This window comes from Rhodopseudomonas julia, from assembly GCF_030813515.1.
Lineage (GTDB): Bacteria > Pseudomonadota > Alphaproteobacteria > Rhizobiales > Afifellaceae > Afifella > Afifella julia.
The window spans coordinates 1106179-1127592 of the sequence record NZ_JAUSUK010000001.1 but is presented as its reverse complement, the minus strand read 5'-3'; the positions used below and the strand labels follow the sequence as shown (position 1 = coordinate 1127592).

Here is a 21414-nt window from a genome sequence, read left to right as displayed (position 1 = left end):
AAGCGCCGCTAGCCAAGCACGGTTCGCGCTGATTATTGTTCGAGCGGCATCGACCGGGGAACGCTATGTTCGATTATCATTCTCATTTCGAAGCCGCCATCGCGGCCCTGCGCAACGAGCGGCGTTACCGCGTCTTTGCCGATCTGGAGCGGCAAGTCGGTCGGTTCCCGCGAGCCATCTGGCGGCGTGACGGCCAGGCGGAGGAAGTCTCCATCTGGTGTTCGAACGATTACCTGGCGATGGGCCACCATCCCAAGGTCGTCGAGGCGATGCGCAACGCGGCGCTGACGATGGGCGCTGGTGCTGGCGGCACGCGCAACATTTCCGGCACCAACAGGCCGCTGGTCGAGCTCGAAGACGAGCTCTGCGATCTCCATCACAAGGAATCGGCGCTGGTCTTCACGTCGGGCTTCGTTTCCAACGAGGCGGCGATCTCGACGATCGCCCGGCTCCTGCCGGACTGCCTCATTCTGTCCGACCAGCTCAATCACGCGTCGATGATCGAAGGCGTCAAGCACGCAGGCACTCAGAAGCAGATCTGGCGCCATAACGATCTTGCGCATCTGGAAGAGCTTTTGAAGGCTGCCGGCAAGGAACGCGCCAAGCTGATCGTCTTTGAATCAGTATATTCGATGGATGGCGACGTCGCGCCGATCGAGAAGATCGCCGATCTCGCCGACGAATATGGCGCGCTCACCTATATCGACGAAGTGCATGCCGTTGGCATGTACGGCGAACGCGGCGCCGGCATTTGCGAGCGCGACGGCGTCATGGACCGGATCGACATCATCGAAGGCACGCTGGCGAAGGCGTTCGGCACGCTCGGCGGTTACGTCACCGGACCCGCCTCGATCATGGATGCGGTCCGCTCCTATGCGCCGGGCTTCATCTTCACGACGGCCCTGCCGCCTGCGATCGCTGCGGCCGCCTGCGCCTCGATCCGCCATCTCAAGACGTCGCAGGAAGAGCGTGCGGGCCAGCAGCGTCAGGCTGCGCGCACCAAGGAAGTGTTGCGCAAAGCGGGCCTGCCGGTCATGCCGAGCGAGACGCATATCGTTCCTGTCCTCGTCGGCGAGCCGGAAGCCTGCAAGGCGGCGAGCGACCGGCTGATGGAAAAGCACCGCATCTACATCCAGCCGATCAATTATCCGACCGTGCCGCGTGGGACGGAGCGTCTCCGTATCACGCCGACCCCGATGCACGACGATCAGCTCATCGATCAGCTGGCTGAAGCGCTGGTAGAGACATGGCTGGCTCTTGATCTGCCGCTCAACCGGCCCGACGTCGTCGAAACGGCGCCGGCGCGCGCCCAGATCTTCGCGGCTTCGGGCGGCTGAGTGCCGCGGCTGACTGCAGCCGCTGACCACAGCAGATAGCGCGGCGTCACACGTCGCATCAGAACGCGGGCCGAACGGCCCGCGTTTTTGTTTGAGAGAGCTGAAAGATCAAAAGCAGGCCGTTATCGGGGATGGCGCACAGGCGTTCCGCCGCCGCTATTCCTTCTTCGCCCGTTCGCTGCGCCCCCGCTCCCACGGTTCCTCGGGATCTGGAGCGGCGTGCGCCTCTTGCCGCATGAGCCAGCGTGCGAGAAGCGGCACTGCTAAGGCGAGGGCCGCGAACCGCACCACGTGATGGGCGGCCACATAGGCCGGGTCCACATTCATGGTGAAGGCGAGGATGGTCAGTGCCTCGAGCGCACCGGGAGCGAAGGCCATGAAGGTTTGCAGCAGCGAAATGTCGAGAATCATGCTCGTGATCGCTGCGCCGATGGCGGAAATGACGACGGCGATGGCAAAGGCCGCGCCCGCGGCCGTGAGGATCTTCGGCAGGAGGGGGCGGTCTTCGGGCCTCAATCTGCAGCCGGCGATAGCGCCGATGCCGACGAGGCTCGGGATCAGAATGAAAGCGGGGATTGCCGTCTCGACCACGCCGGAGACACAAAGTGCGGCCGCCGCGAGCAGGCCGCCCAGCATTTGACCGCCCGGTATGCGCAGCTTGTAGAGAAGAAATCCGCATACGGCCCCGGTGGCGAAGAGCAGAAAGAGCTCGCCCCAATCGACGGGAGCGGCGCCACGAGCGCCGCCAGCACTCGGATGGACGCCGGCGAGGAAGGCGGCCAGAGGCAACGCCTCGAGCAGAATAATGAGCCGCAGGCTCTGAGCGATGGCGACGCGGCGAAGATCGGCAGAGGTCATCTCGGCGGCTGCCAGCACGAAGGAAAGCGCCCCTGGCAGCGCCGCGAAAAGCGCGCTGTGGCGGTCCCACCGGAACATCCGCACGAGGAGAAGGTAGCTTCCGACGGTAACCAGGACCACGGTGATTGCGAGGGCAAAAAAGCTGACGGGCCAGCTCGACACTTCGTTGAGCGTTGCCGGCGTGACTCCCGTTCCGGAAATCACGCCGAGAACCAGGAATATGACGTTGCGCAATCCGCTCGGGATCTCCGTGTGGAAACCCGCAAGACTGGAGGCGGCGACGAAGAGCATGCCGCCTGAAATCCATGCGGCGGGCAGCCCGATCAACGCAAACAGCCCCCCGCCCGCGGTCGAAAGGGCGAGTGTGGCAGCGATCCGAAAGAGTGTGTCGCGAGAAGGAAGGGCGAAGCCGCCGGCCTGACCACTCACCTCGCAAGCCAGTTTGCGAGCCGCCGCCCGGCTTCGACCATGTCCTCGGGCTTGCGTGCGAAGCAAAGTCGCATGAAGGCTTCGCCCGCCGCCCCGAAGGCGGTGCCGGGCGCCACCCCGACATTCGCCTCGTCGACGAGGCGCAAGCCGAGCCTTCCGGTCTCTTCTTCGCCCTTGATCGAGAAGAACAGATAGAAAGCGCCGTCTGGCCAGGTAAAGCGCGTGCGGGGCGAAGATTGCAGCGCCTTGCAGATCACCTCCCGGCTCTGGCGAGCACGTTCGACCTGCTCGGCGATGAAGGGTTCGCCTTCTTCCACGGCAACGGTCGCCGCCCGCTGCATGAAGACGGCGACGCCGGAAGTCGAATACTGGATGAGGTTTTCAAGCACGCGACCGAGCGCAGGGGGGGCTCCGATCCAGCCGACGCGCCATCCCGTCATCGCCCAGTTTTTGGAGAAGGTATTGACGAAGAGGATTGGATCGTCGTCGTGGGCAATGTCATAGAACGAGGGTGCGCGATCGCCCGCGAAGAAGAAGCGGTTGTAGACCTCGTCGGCGATGATCCAGAGCTTGCGCTGGCGGGCAAAATCGAGGATCGCCTTGAGCTCCTCATGTGTCGCGGTCCAGCCGGTTGGGTTGGACGGCGAATTGAGGAAGATGGCCTTTGTCTTCTCGCCGGTTGCTCCAAGAAGCTCGTCGATATCGAGGCGCCATCCGGCATTGTCGGTAAAATGCATCGGCACATGCACGGCCGTCGCACCGGCAAGGCCGGTGGCCGCTGCGCAATTCGGCCAGGCCGGCGTCGGGATCACCACCTCGTCACCGGCACCGGCAACCGCCGCAATGGCGATTTGGATCGCCTGCATGCCGGAGCCCGTGACGAAGAAGCGCTCGGCCGAAAAGTCTCGTCCGTAAAGACTCTGATGGTAACGCGCCAGCGCCTCCCGCAATGGCGGGATGCCGCGCTGCCAAGTATAGAAGGTCTCGCCAGCGGCGAGCGAACGCGCCGCCGCCTCGCAGATGAAGTCAGGTGTCGGAAGGTCGCCCTCTCCCGCCCAAAGCGGGATCATACCCGGCCTTTCGCGGCCGTAATTCATTACCTCCACGATGCCGGAATCCGGCGCTGCGAGCGCCTCCTGGCGAAGCGTGGAGAGAAGTTGCGTGCCGGGTTCGGCGAGATCGGAGGGATGGGCGCTCATGAGTGTTTTGTAGCGCCCGTTCACCGAGCCCGTCTAGCGCTTTGCTTGGCTCAGACGGTGGGATTATCGCCTTTCGCCGCCTGGTTGCGTGCCTGCAGCGCATCGCGGATTTCGCGAAGAAGCCGCACGTCTTCCGGGACTTCAGGTGCGGCCGCGGGTTTTTCCTCACGCTGGCGCATCAGCCGGTTGACGACCTTGACCAGCAGGAAGACGGCAAATGCGACGATCAGGAATTTGACGATCGCATTGATGAAGAGGCCGATGTTCCACGTGACGGCGCCGGCCTGCTTCGCCTGTGTGATGGTGTTGAAGGTGCCCTCGCCCTTTAGCACGACGAAGAACTGGGAGAAATCCACCCCACCCAGAAGAAGGCCGATCGGCGGCATCAGGACGTCGTCGACCAGGGAGGAGACGATCGCACCGAAGGCGGCTCCGATGATGATGCCAACAGCCATGTCGAGGACATTGCCTTTGAGGGCGAACTCACGGAATTCCTTCAGCATTTATGACGTCCTTCGAGGTCTTTCTGGGCGCTGTCGTCGTCCTCCGCGATCGAGGTGCGCCCCAACGACGGCTGGCTGACAAGGCGCGGTTGTGGGTCTTGGGCGCCCATCGCAAGAATTGGGCACGGTAGCGAGCGTCCTGACCGGACGTGCGCGGCTGGCCCGGTCGGCAAGGCTCACCGTCCGCGGGAAAAACTCTGGCGCTGTTGGATCTGGCTGCTCGCCTGCTCGAAATTCGTGGCCGCGTCGCCGACCGAAATGACCTTCTCGCAGATTGGCGAGCAGGACAGCGTCTGACGGTTGGAGCCGTAGAAGATCGTCGTGAGCTGCCGGTCGTTCGACACCACCTGCAATGTGGCGTTCGCAACTTCCTGTCCATCCTGGTCAAGCGCGATCAGGTTTGTCGTGCCGGCAGCCTTGCCCGTCAGGACGAGGGTTTGTTCATCCTCCACCGTTGCGTCCGCGATACCCGGATTGCCGATCACGATCGTTGAAACCGGTTTGTCGAGCTTCATCACCTTGGCGAAGTCGATGGTGAGCGCGATCGTTTCCGCCCGCACAGGAAGGGTCATCGCGACGAGGAGGACAAGGGGCAGCAGTCCCGCCAGGATGCGAGCAAAAGGAACCCGATTCGTCCTGGTGCGCACGCCTTGCATGAGATCGTCCTTACTAAGTTCGTCAGCACAATACGTAAGAAGGGTGAACGAAGTGCAAACAACTTCGTGCAAAGGCGCCTGGCTGTCCGGCGGTATGAGGCGCATTGCTAAAAATTGTTTGGAAAACATTCCAGTCTCGTAAGTGCATGAATTGCCGTGGTAAATTTCTGAAATCGGCGCTGTCCTGATGCCTTTCCGTATCTTCAGGAGATCTCTGCACATGCTTCGCGCAAGCTTCGTCGTGCAGCATTGTCGCGGCTCTCTGGATGATTGGATTAAGATTGCCGCAAACAATTGTTGCTAGGCATTACCCCTAGTTCCCGGGCACCAAAGACCGCAACGGCGGGCGTTCGGGGTGACGACAGAAGGAGCAGAGAGATGAAGAAGCTTGTGAATCGCTTCATGAAGGACGAGTCCGGTGCGACCGCCATCGAGTACGGTCTGATTGCCGCGCTGATTTCGGTCGTGATCATCGCCGTGATGAGCACGCTCGGCACCGGCCTGAAGGGAGCATTTAGCTCGATCGCGAGCACGCTCGGCACCGCCGGCTGAATCATAAAGACCTGCTGTTGGCATGTCCGAGCAGGTTTGAAAGCAACGGAGGGCCATCGCCCTCCGTTTCTCGTTTTGGGCTGCCGAGACGACGAAGATCGGTCGGCACCGAAGGGGACCGGGAGAATGGCGTGTCTGCAATCGCGCTTCTGAAGTACGCCGTTCTGCTTCTCTTCCCACTGTTGATGACCTATGCGGGCATCATGGATTTGTTGACGTTTAAAATTCGCAACGTCCTGGTCCTAGGCCTCCTCCTCCTGTGGCTCATTGCTGCTCCGCTTGCCGGTTTCACACTGCATGAAATGGGGCTGAGCCTCGCCGTTGGGCTTGCCACCTTTTGCGTGACCTTCGCTTTTTTTGCCGCCGGCTGGATCGGCGGCGGGGACGCCAAGCTTGCCAGCGTGGCGGCCTTATGGTTCGGCTGGCATGACGCGCTCCCGTATTTTGCGCTGGCCTCCGTGCTCGGCGGTATGCTGACGCTCGTTGTGCTCCAGTTGCGAATGGGCCACATCCCATTTCCCAATTATTGGCCGGCCTGTCTCAGCCGTTTCCGCGACGGGGAGAGCGGCGTGCCCTATGGTGTGGCTTTTGCTGCGGCGGCCTTGATCTTGTTTCATCAGACCGAATGGGTCCTGCGCCTCGCATGATTATCGAGACGGTTTCTACTCCTCATATGGATCGGCCCACGGCGGAGTGATCGTGGGTTGCGTCCCAGAAAGGGACAGATGGCCCAGTACATTAACCATACCTTGACCATTCCCGACGAAACTCCGGCTTGAGCGCCCTTAGGCGTGAATTGCGTCAGCCGAGGTTCTCCACGCGATGGCCCCAATCCGATTGATCGTCCTGGTCGTTGCCCTCCTTGCTGGAGGTGCGGCCGCCTATCTGGCGCTCAACCTCGATAGCGGGCCGATAAACGAGCCCGCCGCCACGCCGGCTCCGCAGGTCGCGATGCGTGACATCCTGGTCGCCTCCGCCGATCTCCCGCAGGGGACAGCCCTCAGTGGCTCGAACATGCGTTGGCAGCCCTGGCCGGAAGACAGCATCAACCCTGCCTTCATCGAGAAGACGGCGCGGCCGGAAGCGATCGAAAAGCTCTCCGGTGTCGTCGTCCGCAATCAATTTCTTGATGGCGAACCGATCCGCGAAGGCAAGCTCGCCACTGCCGAGTCCGGCTTCATGTCCGCGATCCTGCCGGAAGGACAGCGTGCCGTCGCCGTTCGGGTTTCGGCCGAAAATGCGGCCGGCGGTTTCGTCCTTCCGAACGACCGGGTCGATATTCTTCTGACCTTCTCCGAAGAGGGCGGCGAATCTCGCAGTCAGGTTACCCGCACGATCCTGCGCAATATCCGCGTCCTGGCCATCGATCAGACCGTGCAGGAGCGTGAGGGCGAGCCGGTCGTCATCGGCAAGACGGCGACATTGGAAGTGACCCCGCGCGAAGCCGAAGTCGTGACGGCTGCGGAAGGCAGCGGAACATTGTCGCTCGCCCTGCGGAGCATGGCGGACGCCGACAACCCCGATACGGCGATCGACCGCAACCGTTCGAGCACGGTCAAGGTGATCCGCTTCGGCGACGAACAGCTGGTGAAGACACAATGAATGCGTGCCTTGCCCTCAAAAGGAGAGTGAAGATGATCGGGCATGCGCACAGATGGGCGCTGGCGGTGCTGACTTTCGTTGCGCTTTCCTTACCCTTGGCAGAGGCGAGCAAGGCCGCGTCCGATTTTCCGCGCACCATCACGCTAAGCGCGACCGGCGCCTCACAGAACCAGCCGCTCAGGCTCGGCGTCAACAAATCCATGGTCGTCGAGCTTCCTCGGCCGGCCGGCGACGTGCTCGTCTCCAATCCGGAGATCGCCGATGCGGTGCTACGCACCTCAACGAGGCTTTATCTCATCGGCGTCAAAACCGGTCAGGCGAACGTCTTTCTCTTCGATGCGGGCGGAAGGCAGATCGCCAGCCTCGATCTCTATGTTGAAACGGATCTGACACCGCTCAACCGGCTTCTGCGCACGGCCATTCCCGATGCCCAGATCAATGCCGAAGTGATCAATGGCTCGATCGTTCTGACGGGCTATGTCCCATCTTCCAGCGCATCGCAGAAAGCCGAGCAGATCGCCAGAAGCCTCATTCAATCGTCGGGGGGCGGCGGCATGAGCGCCGGTTCCATCACCATCAATACGGGTGGCGGTGGCAGCTCCTCTGATGGCGGGCCCGGCATCATCAACCTTCTCAAAATCACTGGCCAGGAGCAGGTCAATCTGCGTGTCACCATCGCCGAGGTGAACCGCGAGATCGTCAAGCAGCTTGGCATCAACACCCAGGCGGTTCTGCAGGATGGCAATCTCGGTTTCGGCGCCATCACCGATGGAGCGGTCAGTGGGGTGAGCAGCCTTTCGCCATTCAATTTTCCAATCAATACCAACACCGATCCCGCCTCCCTCGGTTTCGCCTGGAACAACAATGGCAACAAGCTCTCAGCGAGCATCAAGGCCCTCGAAGAGGCGAGCATGTTGCGCAGCCTGGCGGAGCCCAACCTCACGGCCGTGTCCGGAGAGACTGCGAATTTTCTAGTAGGCGGTGAATTCCCGGTGCCGGTTTCAGTCGATAACGACGGCAACATTTCGGTGGCGTTCAAGCAGTTTGGCGTCAATCTTGCTTTCACGCCCGTCGTTCTCGACGGTGGCCGCATCAGTCTCAAGGTGCGCACGGAAGTGAGCGACCTCGCCTCCGAAGGGTCTTTTTCGACGGCTGCCGGTATCACCATTCCCGGAATCACGGTCCGCCGCGCAGAGACGACAGTCGAGCTGCCCTCAGGCGGGGCTTTCGCGATTGCAGGCCTCATCAAGGATGAAACCCGTCGTGCGGTTTCGGGCTTACCGGGACTGCAGCATCTGCCGATTCTCGGCGCGCTGTTTTCCTCAAAGGACTTCCTGCGCTCCCAAACGGAGCTTGTCGTCATCATCACGCCCTACATCGTCAAACCGGTGGCGCCGCAGAAGCTTGCCCGGCCCGACGATAATCTGGCGATGGCCAATGACGCCGAGGCTTACTTTCTCGGCAGCCTGATAAAGCGCTACGGCGCCCAGGGGGACCGCCCGACGGGCGTTTACGCCGGTCAGGTCGGGTTTTCGTTCGACTGATCGGATAAGGGGAACGACTTCATGCAATCCTTCGCATGTCATGGCCGCAGGAGTGGAGCGACAGCAGCGTTCGCGCTCGTTCTCTCTGTCTGGCTCCTGGCCGGTTGTCAGTCACGAAATCTTGACCAAGCCGGACTCGAGCGGCAGGATTATCGGCTGAGACATCCCATTATGGTTTCGGAGGAGGCTGAGACGCTCGACATCCCGATTGGGATGCGTGGCGGTCATTTGTCTCCCGAGATCAAAGATGCGATCTACGATTACGCCCTCGGTTACCGTGACACAGGCATCGGTTCAGTGACCGTTCAGGTGCCGAGCGGCTCCGGCAATGACATTGCGGCCGCGGCGGCCTCGCGCGCCATCCGCGCGGCGGTCTTGGAGGCTGGGGTGGAGCCAGGACTTGTGCGCGTTGCGCCCTATCGCAGCAACGCGAGCCGCGCGGCCCCGGTGCGTCTGTCCTATTTGAAGGTCAAGGCGGTGACGCCGAAATGCGGCGTCTGGCCGGACGACGTGACCGCCACGATGGACAATCGCGAATACCACAATTTCGGCTGCGCATCGCAGCATAATCTTGCCGCTATGGTGGCCAATCCTGCTGATCTGTTGCAGCCGCGACAGATGTCTCCGGCGAATGCGACAAGACGCGCGAAGGTCCTTCAGGATTATGCTTCGGGCTCCGAAACCAAGTCCGGCATAGGCTTGATCACCAGCGGCTTGGGAGATTGACGGCCCGATGAGCAGCACCGATTTCGACGATCCCTTTGCTGAGGACGGGCCTGAGCCGGAGACGACGGACAGGGCGGATATCAAGCCGGTTCCGCGCGTTACCATCCAAGCATTCTGTGACACGCCGGAAGTCGCCGCCACTTTCGATATGGCATGCTCCGATCGGCGTATGTCGCGCGCGCATTGCAAGGTGCATACCGGGGGCCTTGGTGCGGCCTGCGAGTTTTACCGATCCGCGCCCACCCCCAATCTGATCGTGGTCGAGAGCCGTCTGGAGAAAGAAGATCTTCTGGCGCGCCTCGATGAGCTGGCGGAGGTCTGCGATGCGGGCACGAAGGTTCTCGTCATCGGCCATTCCAATGATGTCGCGACCTACCGTGAGCTGATCAGGCGTGGCGTCAGCGAATATCTGGTCGCGCCGATCGATGTGATGGCGGTGATCCGTGCTATCGCCGATATTTACAGTGAAGAAGGAAGCGCCAAACTCGGGCAGGTATTTGCCTTTATCGGCGCCAAAGGCGGCGTCGGCTCGTCGACAATCGCCCACAACCTCGCCTCGACGATGGCGAGCGTCTTCGCTTCCGACGTCATCCTGGCCGATCTCGATTTGCCTTTCGGGACTGCGGGGCTCGATTTTAACGAGGATCCGCCGCAGGGCATGGCGGATGCCGTCTTCGGCTCCGACCGCCTCGACGAAGTTCTCCTCGATCGCCTTCTGACCAAGTGCCAGGAGCATCTGAGCTTGCTTGCTGCCCCCGCGACGCTCGACAAGACCTATGATTTCGACGAAGAGGCCTTCGATCACGTCCTAGATCTCGTGCAGTCGAACGTGCCGACGGTGGTGCTCGACCTGCCGCACCTTTGGACCTCTTGGGCGCGCAAGACCTTGCTCGCGGCCGACGAAATCGTCATCACCGCGACGCCCGATCTCGCCAATCTGCGCAACACCAAGAATCTGGTCGATTTCCTCAAGCAGGCGAGGCCCAACGATGCGCCTCCAAGGCTCGTATTGAACAAGGTCGGTGTGCCGCGCCAGCCTGAGATCAAGGCGGACGATTTTGCCGCCGCGCTGCAATTGCCGACAAGCGGCGTGATCCCCTTCGACCCGCTTCTTTTCGGGACGGCCGCAAATAACGGCCAGATGATTGCCGAGGCGTCGGCGAAATCCAATATCAATGAAATCTTCACGGACCTGGCGCAGGTCATCACCGGCCGCAAGGAGACCAAGCACGGGCGCAAAACGGGTCTCCTCCTGGGGCCTTTGCTGGAGAAGCTGAAGTCGAAGCCCAAACCGAAGCGGGCCGCCTAAACCAAGGAAGAGTGAATGTTCGGCAAGCGCAGCGTCACGGAGCTTGAACAAGGGCAGCGACCGAAACCTTCGGTCGAGGCGCCCAAGAAGCCTGCCGTATCCGAGAGCGCTGTGAAGGCGGCGACCTCGGCTGCGCCCAGCCTGACGCCGCCGCCCGCTCCGTCAAAGCCGGCGAAAATCGCTGCACGTCCGCGCAAATCGGAAGAGTATTATCGCGTTAAGACGCAGATCTTCGGCGCGCTGATCGACACGATCGACCTGTCGCAGCTTGCCAAGATGGACGCCGAGCAGGCGCGCGAAGAAATCCGCGACATCGTCAACGACATCATCACGGTGAAGAACCTGGTGATGTCGATCTCCGAGCAGGAGGAATTGCTCGAAGATATTTGCAACGATGTTCTCGGCTATGGGCCGCTCGAGCCGCTGCTGGCGCGCGACGACATCGCCGACATCATGGTCAACGGCTTTGAGCAGGTCTTCATCGAAGTGCTGGGCAAGGTGGAGGAAACGGACATCCGCTTCCGCGACAACGCCCAGTTGCTCAACATCTGCCAGCGCATCGTCAGTCAGGTCGGCCGCCGGGTCGACGAATCGAGCCCGATCTGCGACGCGCGCCTGCCCGATGGATCGCGCGTCAACGTTATCGCCCCGCCTTTGTCGATCGACGGGCCTGCTCTCACCATTCGAAAGTTCAAAAAGGACAAGCTCACCCTCGATCAGCTCGTCCGCTTCGGTACGATCACGCCGGACGGCGCGACCATTCTGCAGATCATCGGTCGGGTGCGCTGCAACGTTCTCGTTTCCGGCGGCACCGGTTCGGGCAAGACCACGCTGTTGAACTGTCTGACCCGTTATATCGATCACGACGAGCGTATCGTCACCTGCGAGGACGCAGCCGAACTGCAATTGCAGCAGCCGCATGTCGTGCGTTTGGAGACGCGCCCGCCGAACCTCGAAGGCGAGGGTGAGGTGACGATGCGTGATCTCGTCAAGAACTGCCTGCGCATGCGCCCGGAACGTATCATCGTCGGCGAGGTGCGCGGACCGGAAGCCTTCGACCTCTTGCAAGCCATGAATACGGGCCATGACGGTTCCATGGGAACCTTGCACGCCAACTCGCCGCGCGAAGCCCTGAGCCGCATCGAATCGATGATCACCATGGGCGGCTATGCACTGCCCTCGCGTACGATCCGCGAAATGATGGTTTCGTCGATCGACGTCATCGTCCAGGCCGCCCGTCTGCGCGATGGCTCGCGCCGCATCACCCACATCACCGAGGTGTTGGGTATGGAAGGCGATGTCATCATCACGCAGGACCTCTTTGTCTACGATATTCTCGGTGAGGATCCCGGCGGTCGTGTCCTCGGTCGCCACCGCTCGACCGGCATTGGTCGCCCCGCCTTCTGGGACCGGGCGCGCTATTTCAACGAAGAACAGCGCCTTGCCGCCGCTCTCGACGCCGCCGAGGCAGACGAGCCGATGCGCGCATGAGCAAAGCCCGGGCCAACGATCATCGGAGTCTTGAAAGGGCGTGGCCGTGCTGACGCCCGAGATGATCAAGCTCGCACTGGTCGGCCTCATCTTCCTGTCGGTCGGGGGGGTGGTCTTTGCCCTGTTTTCGTCAGGGCTCGGTAGCAGCTCACGCAGCCAGAAGCGCGTCGAAGGGGTCACTGCGCGCCCCCTCAACACAGAGCGCAAAGGCGGCGAGGAAGGCCGCCGGCGCCGCAGCGTGGAAGACACGCTGCGCGAGATCGAAGAGCAGCAGAAATCGAAACGCAGCCGCAAGCCGACCCTGGTGCTGCGCATGCGTCAGGCCGGTTTCGCCTGGTCGACTAAAACCTTCACCATGATCTGCGCCGTGACCTCGCTTTTGGCGATCACTCTCCTGGTGTTTTTGGGTATCCTGCCGCTGGTGCCGGCAGCCGGTTTTGGCCTCGGCCTCGGCATTCTTCTGCCCTATGCTTATGTGAATTTCCGGCGCCAGCGCCGCTTTAAGCAGTTCACCGCCGAATTTCCGAACGCACTCGACGTGGTGGTGCGCGGCGTCAAGGCGGGTCTGCCGTTGGTCGATTGCATGAAGATCATCGCCGCCGAAGCCTCGCCGCCCGTCTCCACCGAATTCCGCGAGATCATCGAGGACCAGACACTTGGGATGCCGCTCGATGAGGCGGTTTCCAAGCTGCCTGAGCGTATCCCGCTCCAGGAAGCGAATTTCTTCGCCATCGTCATCGCCATCCAGTCGCGCACGGGCGGCAGTCTCGCCGAGGCATTGTCGAACCTCTCCAAGGTCCTGCGCGAGCGGAAAAAGATGGCAGGAAAGATCAAAGCGATGAGTTCGGAGGCAAAATCCTCGGCGATGATCATCGGCAGCTTGCCGATCATCGTCGGGTCGATCGTCTATCTGACGAGCCCCGATTACATCGCGCTTCTTTTCACGACGACGCTCGGCCATATCGTCCTCGTGGGCGCTGCCATTTGGATGCTCATGGGCATCCTCGTGATGCGCAAAATGATCAACTTCGATTTCTAGCGCTCGGCCATGAACCTCATTCAGCAAAACACCGATCTCTTCATCGCCCTTGCCTCGGCGCTATCGGTGTTCTCGGCGATCGTCGTCCTCGCCTGGCCCTATCTTGCCGGCGACAATCTCTCCGCGCGCATGAAGCAGGTGTCGAGTGAACGCGAGCGCATCCGCGCGCGCGAGCGCGCCAAGATGGATGCCGCCAAGAAGCAGGCGACGCTGAAGCCGGAGCCGACGCGCTGGGTCAAAAATTTCGTCGACCGTTTCAATCTTCTGAAGCAGGCGGAAGAAGGGGAGATCGTCAACAAGCTCAGAATGGCCGGCCTGCGCGGCCAGAATCCTGTCCTCTTTTTCCTTGCGGCTCGCTTGCTGGCGCCGCTTGGCATGTTTATCGCCTCGGGACTTTATCTCTTCGGCCTCGACCCGATCGATCAGCCGCCGACAATCAAGCTGGTGATCGTCGTGGCGGCCGCCTATCTCGGCTATTATCTGCCCGGGCTCTACGTGAAGAACCGGACGACGAAGCGCCAGACGGCCATCAAGCAGGCCTGGCCGGATGCGCTCGACCTCCTCCTCATCTGCGTCGAATCGGGTATGGGCATCGAATCGGCCTTCCGAAAGGTGTCGGAGGAAATCGGCCATCAATCGGTGGAATTGGCTGAAGAATTGTCGCTGACGACGGCGGAACTCTCCTACCTCCAGGATCGGCGCAAGGCGTACGAGAATCTCGGCAAGCGTACCGGCGTCGAAGGTGTGCGCGCGGTCGTCACGAGCCTCATTCAGGCGGAAAAGTACGGTACGCCGCTCGGCCAGTCGCTGCGCGTTCTCGCTCAGGAAAACCGCGACATGCGCATGGCGGAGGCTGAAAAGAAGGCGGCTTCGCTGCCGCCGAAGCTCACCGTTCCGATGATCCTGTTCTTCCTGCCGGTGCTGTTTGCCGTGATCATCACGCCGGCAGCGATTCAGGTTATGTCGATGAATTGACGTGGCGGTGAAGCGTGCCGGCGCGATGCCGGGTCATGCGGGTGTGCCGGCAAGGAAATGCAGGGTTGTCGGCCGTGCCGCGTGCGTCAGCCGGCCTGCTTGATGTCTTTCCAGGTATCTTTCTGGGCCAGCATCGCCCGCAGATAAGCGATGTTCGCTCGTGCCTCTTCGGGCGAGAGATCCTGCGAGGCGATCGCTTCGGCCTCGCGAAAATTCCCCTGAAGTCCAAGGACGAGAGCCAAATTCTGACGCACCTTCGCCGAGGCGCTCGGATTGGCGACCGCCTGCCGAAGCACTTTCTCGGCCTCGTCGAGCTCGCCGGTCAGCGTATAGGACATGCCGAGATTGTTGAGGATCTGCGGCTCGCCAGGGGCGAGCACGAGTGCCTGGCGATAGGCCTGACGGGCCTGTTCGTTCTGGCCGACGGAATCGAGGATGCCCCCTTCCGTAGCGAGCAGGCGCCAATCCGGATTGTCGCGATGCTGCGCCCGTTGCACGGTCGCCAGCGCTTCCTGGAACTCGCCGTTTTCGGCGAGCGCTTTGCCGAAGGCGGCAAGCACCTGCCGATCTTTCGGATGGAAGATGATGGCTTTGCGCAAGACGGCCACCGCCTGAGCCGGCTGGCCGGCCGCCCGCAGCGCTGCCGCATAATTGAGGGCCGCGACTCTGTCTTTTTCGTCGTTGCTGTACCGGGCGCCCCAGGCCTGGACGGCGCGCAACGCCTGGTCGTGGCTAAGATCGGAAACCTCCAGCGTCTGCGTCGCGCCGATTGAGCCGGTGGTGCGAGGCGCGTCGGCCTGCCGGCTCTGACAGCCTGCCGCAAAGGCCACGAGCGAAAGAATGGCAGCGGTTCGAAGAAGCGCTGCACCTGATTTCTGACTTGGCCGCATCCGCATGGAGGCTGTCCCGTTCTGGCACGTTATGCACCAAGATGTAGGCCTGACTGGCTAAGCATTCGTTAACGCTAAATGCGGCAGATCCTGCGTCTTCGCGGATCGTCCTCGTTGCAAAGGCAGACGCTCGCGCCTAGGGGTGGGCCGATCGGAGGATATCTTGAGCAATCATCCAGTTTTCGTCAGGGCCGGCGATGTCGGCGCCGAAAAGGGCGTGACGCCCGTCACCGTCATTGAGGAAGAGGGGCTCGACGCAGCCCTTGCCGGTCTGAGCGATCAGCATCGCCGATTCGCGGATGTAAGCGGCTTTTGCGCCCATAGCGGCGACATCGCGCTCCTCCCGAGTGCAGATGGGGGCCTTGAACGCGTGCTCTTTGGTGCCGGGCGCGGCGGTCTTGCGAGAAATCCGTTTCTCACCGGCAAGCTCGCGCAGAAGCTTCCCGACGGGAATTACCGCCTTGAAGGTGCGCTCGGCGAACTGCGCCTTGCCGCCCTCGGCTTCGCGCTCGGCGGCTACCGCTTCACCCGCTATCATGGCGACGCAGAGATGGACCGTCCGCGCCTCGTCCTGCCGGACGATTTCGACCTGGACGGGTTGCAGCAGACAGCGGACAGCGTCAGCCTCACGCGCGATCTCATCAACACGCCTGCCAATGATTTCGGTCCGGCCGAGCTTGCATCAGCGGCACGGCGGTTGGCGGAAGAGACGGGCGCTGATTTCGCTCTGACCGAAGGCGAGGAACTGGCGCGCGACTATCCGCTCATCCACGCCGTCGGTCACGGCAGTGATCGGGCTCCGTGCCTGATCGACATGAAATGGGGCGACGAAACCGATCCCAAGCTGACGCTCGTCGGCAAGGGCGTCGTCTTCGATACCGGCGGGCTCGACATCAAGCCGCCGTCCTCGATGCTGCTGATGAAGAAGGACATGGGCGGGGCGGCAAATGTCCTGGGGCTCGCGCGCATGATCATGCTTGCCGGCCTCAAGGTGCGCCTGCGGGTTCTCATCCCGGCCGTCGAGAATTCCATTTCCGGCCGCGCCTTCCGCCCTGGCGATGTCTTCCCGAGCCGCAAGGGGCTGACGGTCGAGATCGGCAACACCGATGCAGAGGGACGGCTGGTTCTGGCCGATGCTCTGGCTTTGGCTGACGAGGAAAAGCCGGAGCTCGTCGTCTCGATGGCGACCTTGACGGGTGCCGCACGTGTTGCCGTCGGACCCGATATCGCGCCTTTTTTCACCGACGACGAGGCTGTCGTGGAAGGCCTCCAGGCGGCCTCCAAAGTGGAGCACGATCCCGTCTGGCGGCTGCCCTTGTGGAAGCCCTACGATGCGTGGCTCTCCTCCGAAATCGCCGATGTGAACCATATTTCCAGCAACAGCTTCGCCGGGGCGACCACGGCGGCGCTGTTTCTGTCGCGTTTCGTCACTGAAAGCCCGGCCTATCTGCACTTCGACATTTTTGGCTGGGCCCCGAAGGCGCGGGCGCTCGGACCCAAGGGGGGCGAGGCGCAAGGGATCCGGGCGCTCTTCGCCTATTGCGCCGAGCGTTACGGCCGGGGCTGACGTGCCCGAATTCGGCCTCTCATGACGATCCTGCGGTCGAGCCAGGCTCTGCGTCTGTGGTACGAGGTGACGCTGTCGCTGGTGCGTGCCGAAGAGCCGGATCTGACGGCGCGCCAGATGACGGTCCTCTTGATCGTCTATCTGGAGGCGCCGCCGCACACGGTGCGCGGGCTTGCTGCGAAACTTGGGGTCACCAAGGCCGTCATCACGCGCGCGCTCGACACGCTCGGGCGGCACGGGCTTCTGACGCGCAAGCGCGATCCCAAAGACATGCGCAATGTTCTGGTGCAGCGGACGGTGGACGGTGCGCTCTTTCTGGAGCGCTTCGCCGACCTCGTCGTTGCCAAGACCGAGGATGTGACACGATGACGAAGCTCGATCCACGCCGCAACGCCTTCCGCCGCGACCTTGCGGATGTGCGTCTCAAGGGACGCGTGGAGGCTCCGCGTTTCGTCGAGGGCAGTCTCTATCAGGTTGTGGATGGAACGGCGCCGGTGAGACACGAGCCGAACCCGATGGGCGCGCTCGAGACGCAAGCGCTCTGCGGCGAAATCGTCCGCGTCTTCGAAGAGACCGGCGAGGGTTGGGTCTGGGGCCAGCTCGAGGGCGACGGTTATGTCGGCTGGCTGCCGAGCGCATCGCTGAGGGCAGAAGTGAGCATGCCGACGCATCGCGTGGCTGCCCGAAGCACCTTTCTGTTTCCGGGCCCCGATATCAAGCTGCCGCCGCTGGCGACGTTGCCGCTCGGTGCCGAACTGGCAGTTGCGGGGGAGGCGCAGGACAAAAACGCCCGTTACGGACTCATCGAACCGGCCGGTGCCGTGGTCATGCAGCATCTTCTGCCTGTCGACGCCCCGCGCGAGCCCGACTGGACCGCCGTTGCGGAGAGTTTTCTGGGCGTCCCCTATCTCTGGGGGGGCAAGACAGATGCCGGTATCGACTGCTCGGGCCTCGTTCAGCTCGCCCTTCACGCGGCCGGGATAAAGGCGCCGCGAGATGCCGATATGCAGGCGGCCGAGATCGGCGAGGCGCTGGAGCTAGGCGATGATCTGCCGCCGCTTCGCCGCGGCGACCTCGTCTTCTGGGAGGGGCATGTCGGCCTTATGCGCGACGGCGAAACCCTTCTTCACGCCAACGCTTTCCACATGTGTTCAGCGAGCGAGCCGCTCGTTGCGGCACGATCGCGTTTTGCCGCCAAAGGCCTCACGATCACCGCAATTCGACGCTTGCAATGACGCCACCAAACGTGTCCCTTCGTCGGCAAAGAATTGGCGACTTCCGTGGCGTATTCCTCCATGCATCTGCCTACTCGGCAATTCGGCAATGCGATTCTTTCGGTGTGCCCGCAGACGTTGCTGCGTCGGTACTACCAGTGGCATTTGAGCTTCCAGGCCCATCGGCACGGCCGGGGGCGCCCTGTAGAAATTATCCCTGATTCCGAGCGCATCCTCATCGATGACGGCCTTCGCCGTCTTGCTTTGCCAAGCCTCAATCGGGTTCCCCGCTACCGCAGCGGCATCGGGGCGCGGCTGCATCTGACGGGCGAGAAATATGCCGTCGGCACGCTGTACTTCCCGCGAGAAAGCGATGTCGTCATCGATATCGGTGCCAATGTCGGTGAGTTGACGCTTCTGTGTGCCGATGCGGGTGCGACGGTCATCGCGATCGAGCCGGATCCGCGCGCTTATGCCTGCCTGGCGCAAAACGTCAGGGGGCTCGACAATGTCCGTCTCGTCTCCTGCGCGATGTGGAAAGGACGCGAAGCTCTGAAACTGCATCTCGCCCCCGACGGGGCGACGAGCTCGCTTATCCGTCGCCCGGAGCAAAAGCGCGCCTTCGCCTCCGTCGAGGCCTGGCCACTCGATGCTCTGCCGGCCGTTGCGGCCTTGCCTGCGATCGACTTCATGAAAGTCGATGCGGAGGGGGTTGAGCCGGAGATCCTTGCCGGGGCCGTGCGCACGCTGAAGCGGACACGGCTCCTGGCCATCGACATGAACCCGGCGCACGGCCGCGTCGGCGCCTGGGACAAGGTGGAGCGTGCCTTGGAAGTGATGGGATTTCAGATGCTCGAGCACAGCGACGAAAACACCATCGTCGCAGCCAATATGGCCTTCACACCGGTTTTGCCTCAGTACCCGGCGTCGCGATCCACCACGTACTGAAGCGGCTTGCCGGCTTTGCCGCGGCGCACCTGCCGCGCGATCAGCGGCGACAGGCCATGTGGATCCGAAATCGACGCCATATGTGGCGTGATCACGAGATTGGGCGCGGTCCACATCGGACTATCGGCCGGCAGCGGCTCTGTGCGGAAGACATCGAGGCTCGCGCCGCGCAGCGTTCCATCGCGCAAGGCTGACAGAATATCCGCTTCGTTTTGAGATTGTCCGCGCCCGGCATTGATGAGAACCGGGCCGCCGAGCGGGCCATCCGTGCGCAGCTTTGAGATGAGCGCCCCGTCGAGGATCCCGCGTGTCTGCGGCGTGTCGGGCAGAAGGCAGACGAGGATATCCGTTTCCGCCAGGAAGGCATCGCGCTCGCCTTCGCCGGCAAAGGCGGTGACGCCCGCGACAATCTTTGGGCGGCGGCTCCATCCGACCACGCGGAAGCCAAGCTGCATGAGCATCTTCGCCGAGGCCGTGCCGAGCACGCCCAGCCCCATGATCCCGACCGTCACTTTGCCGGCTGGCGGCTGATAGAGCGGTCGCCAGCGCTTTTCCTTCTGTAGCGCCGCATAATCGGGACCGAGGCGGACGTGATGTAGCGCCTGCCAGACGACATATTCCGTCATCCGCGTGGTGAGATCGGGATCGACGATGCGTGCGATCGGCACGTTCGGAAGGTTGGGCAGATCGACGAGATGATCGACACCGGCGCCGACCGAAAGAATGGCTTTGAGATTGGGCAGGCTGTCGAAAAGGTCGGGGCGCGGCTTCCAGGTGATAAGATATTCCACCCGTTCCAAGGTGGCGGGATCGCCGGCAAAGCCACCCTCGGGCGTTGTGGCGACGACGTCGTCTTCGGGCAGTGCGGTCTTGAGGTTCTCAAGCCAGCGGCGGGGGTCCCAATCGGCGAGGGAAAGAAGAAGAGTGGTCACGTGCTGATGGCTCCCCGGTAGGCGACTTCCAAATCGAAAGCGGCGGCCATCAGCGCTTTTGTGTAATCGGTCTGCGGATGGTCGAAGATCTGCGCAGCAGGCCCGGCTTCCACCACCTTGCCGTCGCGCATGACAATGATCTCGTTAGCGAGTGCACGCACCACCTTAAGGTCGTGCGAGATGAAGAGATAGGTGAGGTCGTGGCGCTTCTGCAAATCGCGCAGGAGATCGACGACCTGCGCCTGCACGCTCATGTCGAGGGCTGAGGTCGGCTCGTCGAGCATGACGAATTTCGGCTCCAGCACCATGGCGCGGGCGATGGCGATACGCTGGCGCTGCCCGCCGGAGAATTCGTGCGGATAGCGAAACCGTGTCTCCGGATCGATGCCGACTTCGGCGAGCGCCTTGACGACACGGCGGTCACGCTCCGATGCTTTCAGGTCGGGTTCGTGCACGGCGAGACCTTCGCCGACGATATCGCGGATGATCATGCGCGGCGACAGCGAGCCGTAGGGATCCTGGAAAACGATCTGCATGTCGGCGCGAAGCGCGCGCGTATCCTTGAAACGCGCCGCCTGGATGTCGCGCCCGAGGAACGCAATGCGGCCGGTGGAGGAAATCAGCCTGAGAAGTGCGAGCCCGAGAGTGGTTTTGCCGGAACCGGATTCGCCGACCACACCGAGCGTTTCGCCCTCGCGCACTTTGACGTCGATACCGTCCACGGCCTTGATATGGCCGACAGTGCGACGCAGGAAACCGCGCTTGATCGGGAACCAGACCTTGAGATCGTCGGCCTCCATGACGAAAGGCGCATCACGGTCGGTTGCTGGTGCCGAGCCTTTGGGTTCGGCGGCGAGAAGATGGCGCGTATAGCTGTGCTGCGGATTGGTGAAGATCTCTTCTGTCGGCCCGCGCTCGACGATCTCGCCATCGGTCATGACGCAGACCCGATCCCCCACTTTGCGCACGATGCCGAGATCATGGGTGATGAACAGGAGCGCCATGTTCTGCTCTCGCTTGAGGCGAGCGAGAAGCTCCAGGATCTGCGCCTGAACGGTGACGTCGAGCGCCGTCGTCGGCTCGTCGGCGATCAGGAGGTCGGGCTCGTTGGCAAGCGCCATGGCGATCATCACACGCTGGCGCTGACCGCCTGAGAGCTGATGCGGATAGGATCTGAGCCGGCTTTCCGGCTCGCGGATGCCGACCTGATGAAGAAGCTCCAGAACCCTGACGCGCGCCGCCTTGCCGCTCATGCCGCGGTGCACGTCGAGCACCTCGCCGACCTGACGCTCCACCGTGTGCAGCGGGTTGAGCGAGGACATCGGCTCCTGGAACACCATGGAGATCTTGTTGCCGCGCACCTCCCGCAGCGTGCGATCGCCGGCTTTCAGAAGTTCGCGGTCGCGGAAGAAGATTTCTCCGGAGGGATGGCTCGCCGGCGGATAGGTGAGGAGCCGCAAGACGGAAAGTGCCGTCACCGACTTGCCGGAGCCCGATTCACCCACGAGCGCCACGGTCTCCTTCTCGGCGATGTCGAAAGACACATGGCGCACCGCATGCGTCGTGCGCCCACCCTGTGTGAAGTCGACGCAGAGATCGCGAACCGAGAGGATGGGGGTGTTCGTCAAAGCGCGCGCTCGATG

The 21414-nt window shown here is 62.4% G+C and carries 21 protein-coding genes; 14 read left to right on the top strand and 7 right to left on the bottom strand.

What is annotated here, in order from left to right; all coding sequences use genetic code 11:
- Positions 1–65 precede the first annotated feature (65 nt).
- The gene (gene hemA, locus J2R99_RS05250) at positions 66–1337 is read left to right on the top strand and encodes a 5-aminolevulinate synthase (RefSeq protein WP_307153414.1); all 1272 of its coding nucleotides are present in this window, start codon (positions 66–68) and stop codon (positions 1335–1337) included.
- Between the two features lie 156 nt (positions 1338–1493).
- Here the strand turns inward: hemA and J2R99_RS05245 are convergent, their stop codons facing one another.
- The 4 genes from J2R99_RS05245 to J2R99_RS05230 all read right to left on the bottom strand — a co-directional run bounded on the left by J2R99_RS05245 (position 1494) and on the right by J2R99_RS05230 (position 5111).
- Positions 1494–2624: an AbrB family transcriptional regulator gene (locus tag J2R99_RS05245; protein ID WP_307153413.1), complete on the bottom strand. Its 1131-nt coding sequence runs from the start codon at positions 2622–2624 to the stop codon at positions 1494–1496.
- A complete protein-coding gene (locus J2R99_RS05240; protein ID WP_307153412.1) occupies positions 2621–3823 on the bottom strand; it encodes a pyridoxal phosphate-dependent aminotransferase in 1203 nt (400 codons plus the stop codon). The genes J2R99_RS05245 and J2R99_RS05240 overlap by 4 nt, the downstream gene beginning before the upstream one ends.
- A gap of 50 nt (positions 3824–3873) precedes the next feature.
- Complete coding sequence (gene mscL / locus J2R99_RS05235) at positions 3874–4326, bottom strand: large conductance mechanosensitive channel protein MscL (protein ID WP_307153411.1); 453 nt, start codon at positions 4324–4326, stop codon at positions 3874–3876.
- Between the two features lie 176 nt (positions 4327–4502).
- Entirely contained in the window at positions 4503–5111 is a 609-nt protein-coding gene (locus J2R99_RS05230; protein ID WP_307153410.1) for a pilus assembly protein N-terminal domain-containing protein, read from the bottom strand.
- A 249-nt stretch (positions 5112–5360) separates the two neighbouring features.
- Here J2R99_RS05230 and J2R99_RS05225 point away from each other — a divergent pair, with 249 nt between their 5' ends.
- The 9 genes from J2R99_RS05225 to J2R99_RS05185 all read left to right on the top strand — a co-directional run bounded on the left by J2R99_RS05225 (position 5361) and on the right by J2R99_RS05185 (position 14220).
- Positions 5361–5534, top strand: coding sequence for a Flp family type IVb pilin (locus J2R99_RS05225; RefSeq protein ID WP_307153409.1), 174 nt, complete (start codon positions 5361–5363; stop codon positions 5532–5534).
- Positions 5535–5665: 131 nt separating this feature from the next.
- A complete protein-coding gene (locus J2R99_RS05220; RefSeq protein ID WP_307153408.1) occupies positions 5666–6181 on the top strand; it encodes an A24 family peptidase in 516 nt (171 codons plus the stop codon).
- Between the two features lie 175 nt (positions 6182–6356).
- On the top strand, positions 6357–7136 hold the full coding sequence (gene cpaB, locus J2R99_RS05215; RefSeq protein ID WP_307153407.1) for a Flp pilus assembly protein CpaB: 780 nt from the start codon (positions 6357–6359) through the stop codon (positions 7134–7136).
- A 32-nt stretch (positions 7137–7168) separates the two neighbouring features.
- The gene (locus J2R99_RS05210) at positions 7169–8680 is read left to right on the top strand and encodes a type II and III secretion system protein family protein (protein WP_307153406.1); all 1512 of its coding nucleotides are present in this window, start codon (positions 7169–7171) and stop codon (positions 8678–8680) included.
- 21 nt (positions 8681–8701) lie between these two features.
- Entirely contained in the window at positions 8702–9406 is a 705-nt protein-coding gene (locus tag J2R99_RS05205) for a CpaD family pilus assembly protein (RefSeq protein ID WP_307153405.1), read from the top strand.
- 7 nt (positions 9407–9413) lie between these two features.
- Entirely contained in the window at positions 9414–10715 is a 1302-nt protein-coding gene (locus J2R99_RS05200; protein WP_307153404.1) for an AAA family ATPase, read from the top strand.
- A gap of 15 nt (positions 10716–10730) precedes the next feature.
- Entirely contained in the window at positions 10731–12206 is a 1476-nt protein-coding gene (locus J2R99_RS05195) for a TadA family conjugal transfer-associated ATPase (protein WP_307153403.1), read from the top strand.
- Positions 12207–12252: 46 nt separating this feature from the next.
- Positions 12253–13245: a type II secretion system F family protein gene (locus J2R99_RS05190; RefSeq protein ID WP_370872327.1), complete on the top strand. Its 993-nt coding sequence runs from the start codon at positions 12253–12255 to the stop codon at positions 13243–13245.
- A 9-nt stretch (positions 13246–13254) separates the two neighbouring features.
- The gene (locus tag J2R99_RS05185) at positions 13255–14220 is read left to right on the top strand and encodes a type II secretion system F family protein (RefSeq protein WP_307153402.1); all 966 of its coding nucleotides are present in this window, start codon (positions 13255–13257) and stop codon (positions 14218–14220) included.
- 86 nt (positions 14221–14306) lie between these two features.
- On the opposite strand, the gene J2R99_RS05180 is transcribed toward J2R99_RS05185, so the two are convergent.
- On the bottom strand, positions 14307–15116 hold the full coding sequence (locus J2R99_RS05180) for a tetratricopeptide repeat protein (protein ID WP_307153401.1): 810 nt from the start codon (positions 15114–15116) through the stop codon (positions 14307–14309).
- Positions 15117–15273: 157 nt separating this feature from the next.
- On the opposite strand from J2R99_RS05180, the gene J2R99_RS05175 reads away from it, so the two are divergent.
- The 4 genes from J2R99_RS05175 to J2R99_RS05160 are packed head-to-tail and all read left to right on the top strand — an operon-like array spanning position 15274 to position 18839.
- A complete protein-coding gene (locus J2R99_RS05175) occupies positions 15274–16677 on the top strand; it encodes a leucyl aminopeptidase family protein (RefSeq protein WP_307153400.1) in 1404 nt (467 codons plus the stop codon).
- Positions 16678–16698: 21 nt separating this feature from the next.
- Positions 16699–17046: a MarR family transcriptional regulator gene (locus J2R99_RS05170; protein WP_307153399.1), complete on the top strand. Its 348-nt coding sequence runs from the start codon at positions 16699–16701 to the stop codon at positions 17044–17046.
- Positions 17043–17912, top strand: a complete 870-nt coding sequence (locus J2R99_RS05165; RefSeq protein WP_307153398.1) for a C40 family peptidase — start codon at positions 17043–17045, stop codon at positions 17910–17912. Before J2R99_RS05170 ends, J2R99_RS05165 begins: the two co-directional genes overlap by 4 nt.
- A gap of 45 nt (positions 17913–17957) precedes the next feature.
- Complete coding sequence (locus J2R99_RS05160) at positions 17958–18839, top strand: FkbM family methyltransferase (RefSeq protein WP_307153397.1); 882 nt, start codon at positions 17958–17960, stop codon at positions 18837–18839.
- On the opposite strand, the gene J2R99_RS05155 is transcribed toward J2R99_RS05160, so the two are convergent.
- Together J2R99_RS05155 and J2R99_RS05150 are read right to left on the bottom strand one after the other, a co-directional pair.
- Entirely contained in the window at positions 18806–19771 is a 966-nt protein-coding gene (locus tag J2R99_RS05155; protein WP_307153396.1) for a 2-hydroxyacid dehydrogenase, read from the bottom strand. The genes J2R99_RS05160 and J2R99_RS05155 overlap by 34 nt on opposite strands.
- Positions 19768–21399 carry an ABC transporter ATP-binding protein gene (locus J2R99_RS05150; protein ID WP_307153395.1) on the bottom strand — a complete coding sequence of 544 codons (1632 nt, stop codon included), beginning with the start codon at positions 21397–21399 and terminating at the stop codon, positions 19768–19770. Before J2R99_RS05150 ends, J2R99_RS05155 begins: the two co-directional genes overlap by 4 nt.
- Between the last annotated feature and the right edge of the window lie 15 nt (positions 21400–21414).

Bases quoted from the DNA above. Each gene is read 5' to 3' on its own strand.
- J2R99_RS05205 (WP_307153405.1), top strand. From the start codon at position 8,702: ATGCAATCCTTCGCATGTCATGGCCGCAGGAGTGGAGCGACAGCAGCG.
- J2R99_RS05195 (WP_307153403.1), top strand. From the start codon at position 10,731: ATGTTCGGCAAGCGCAGCGTCACGGAGCTTGAACAAGGGCAGCGACCG.
- mscL (WP_307153411.1), bottom strand. From the start codon at position 4,326: ATGCTGAAGGAATTCCGTGAGTTCGCCCTCAAAGGCAATGTCCTCGAC.
- J2R99_RS05185 (WP_307153402.1), top strand. From the start codon at position 13,255: ATGAACCTCATTCAGCAAAACACCGATCTCTTCATCGCCCTTGCCTCG.
- J2R99_RS05230 (WP_307153410.1), bottom strand. From the start codon at position 5,111: ATGTTTTCCAAACAATTTTTAGCAATGCGCCTCATACCGCCGGACAGC.
- cpaB (WP_307153407.1), top strand. From the start codon at position 6,357: ATGGCCCCAATCCGATTGATCGTCCTGGTCGTTGCCCTCCTTGCTGGA.
- J2R99_RS05170 (WP_307153399.1), top strand. From the start codon at position 16,699: ATGACGATCCTGCGGTCGAGCCAGGCTCTGCGTCTGTGGTACGAGGTG.
- J2R99_RS05165 (WP_307153398.1), top strand. From the start codon at position 17,043: ATGACGAAGCTCGATCCACGCCGCAACGCCTTCCGCCGCGACCTTGCG.
- J2R99_RS05210 (WP_307153406.1), top strand. From the start codon at position 7,169: ATGATCGGGCATGCGCACAGATGGGCGCTGGCGGTGCTGACTTTCGTT.
- J2R99_RS05240 (WP_307153412.1), bottom strand. From the start codon at position 3,823: ATGAGCGCCCATCCCTCCGATCTCGCCGAACCCGGCACGCAACTTCTC.
- J2R99_RS05180 (WP_307153401.1), bottom strand. From the start codon at position 15,116: ATGCGGATGCGGCCAAGTCAGAAATCAGGTGCAGCGCTTCTTCGAACC.
- hemA (WP_307153414.1), top strand. From the start codon at position 66: ATGTTCGATTATCATTCTCATTTCGAAGCCGCCATCGCGGCCCTGCGC.
- J2R99_RS05200 (WP_307153404.1), top strand. From the start codon at position 9,414: ATGAGCAGCACCGATTTCGACGATCCCTTTGCTGAGGACGGGCCTGAG.
- J2R99_RS05225 (WP_307153409.1), top strand. From the start codon at position 5,361: ATGAAGAAGCTTGTGAATCGCTTCATGAAGGACGAGTCCGGTGCGACC.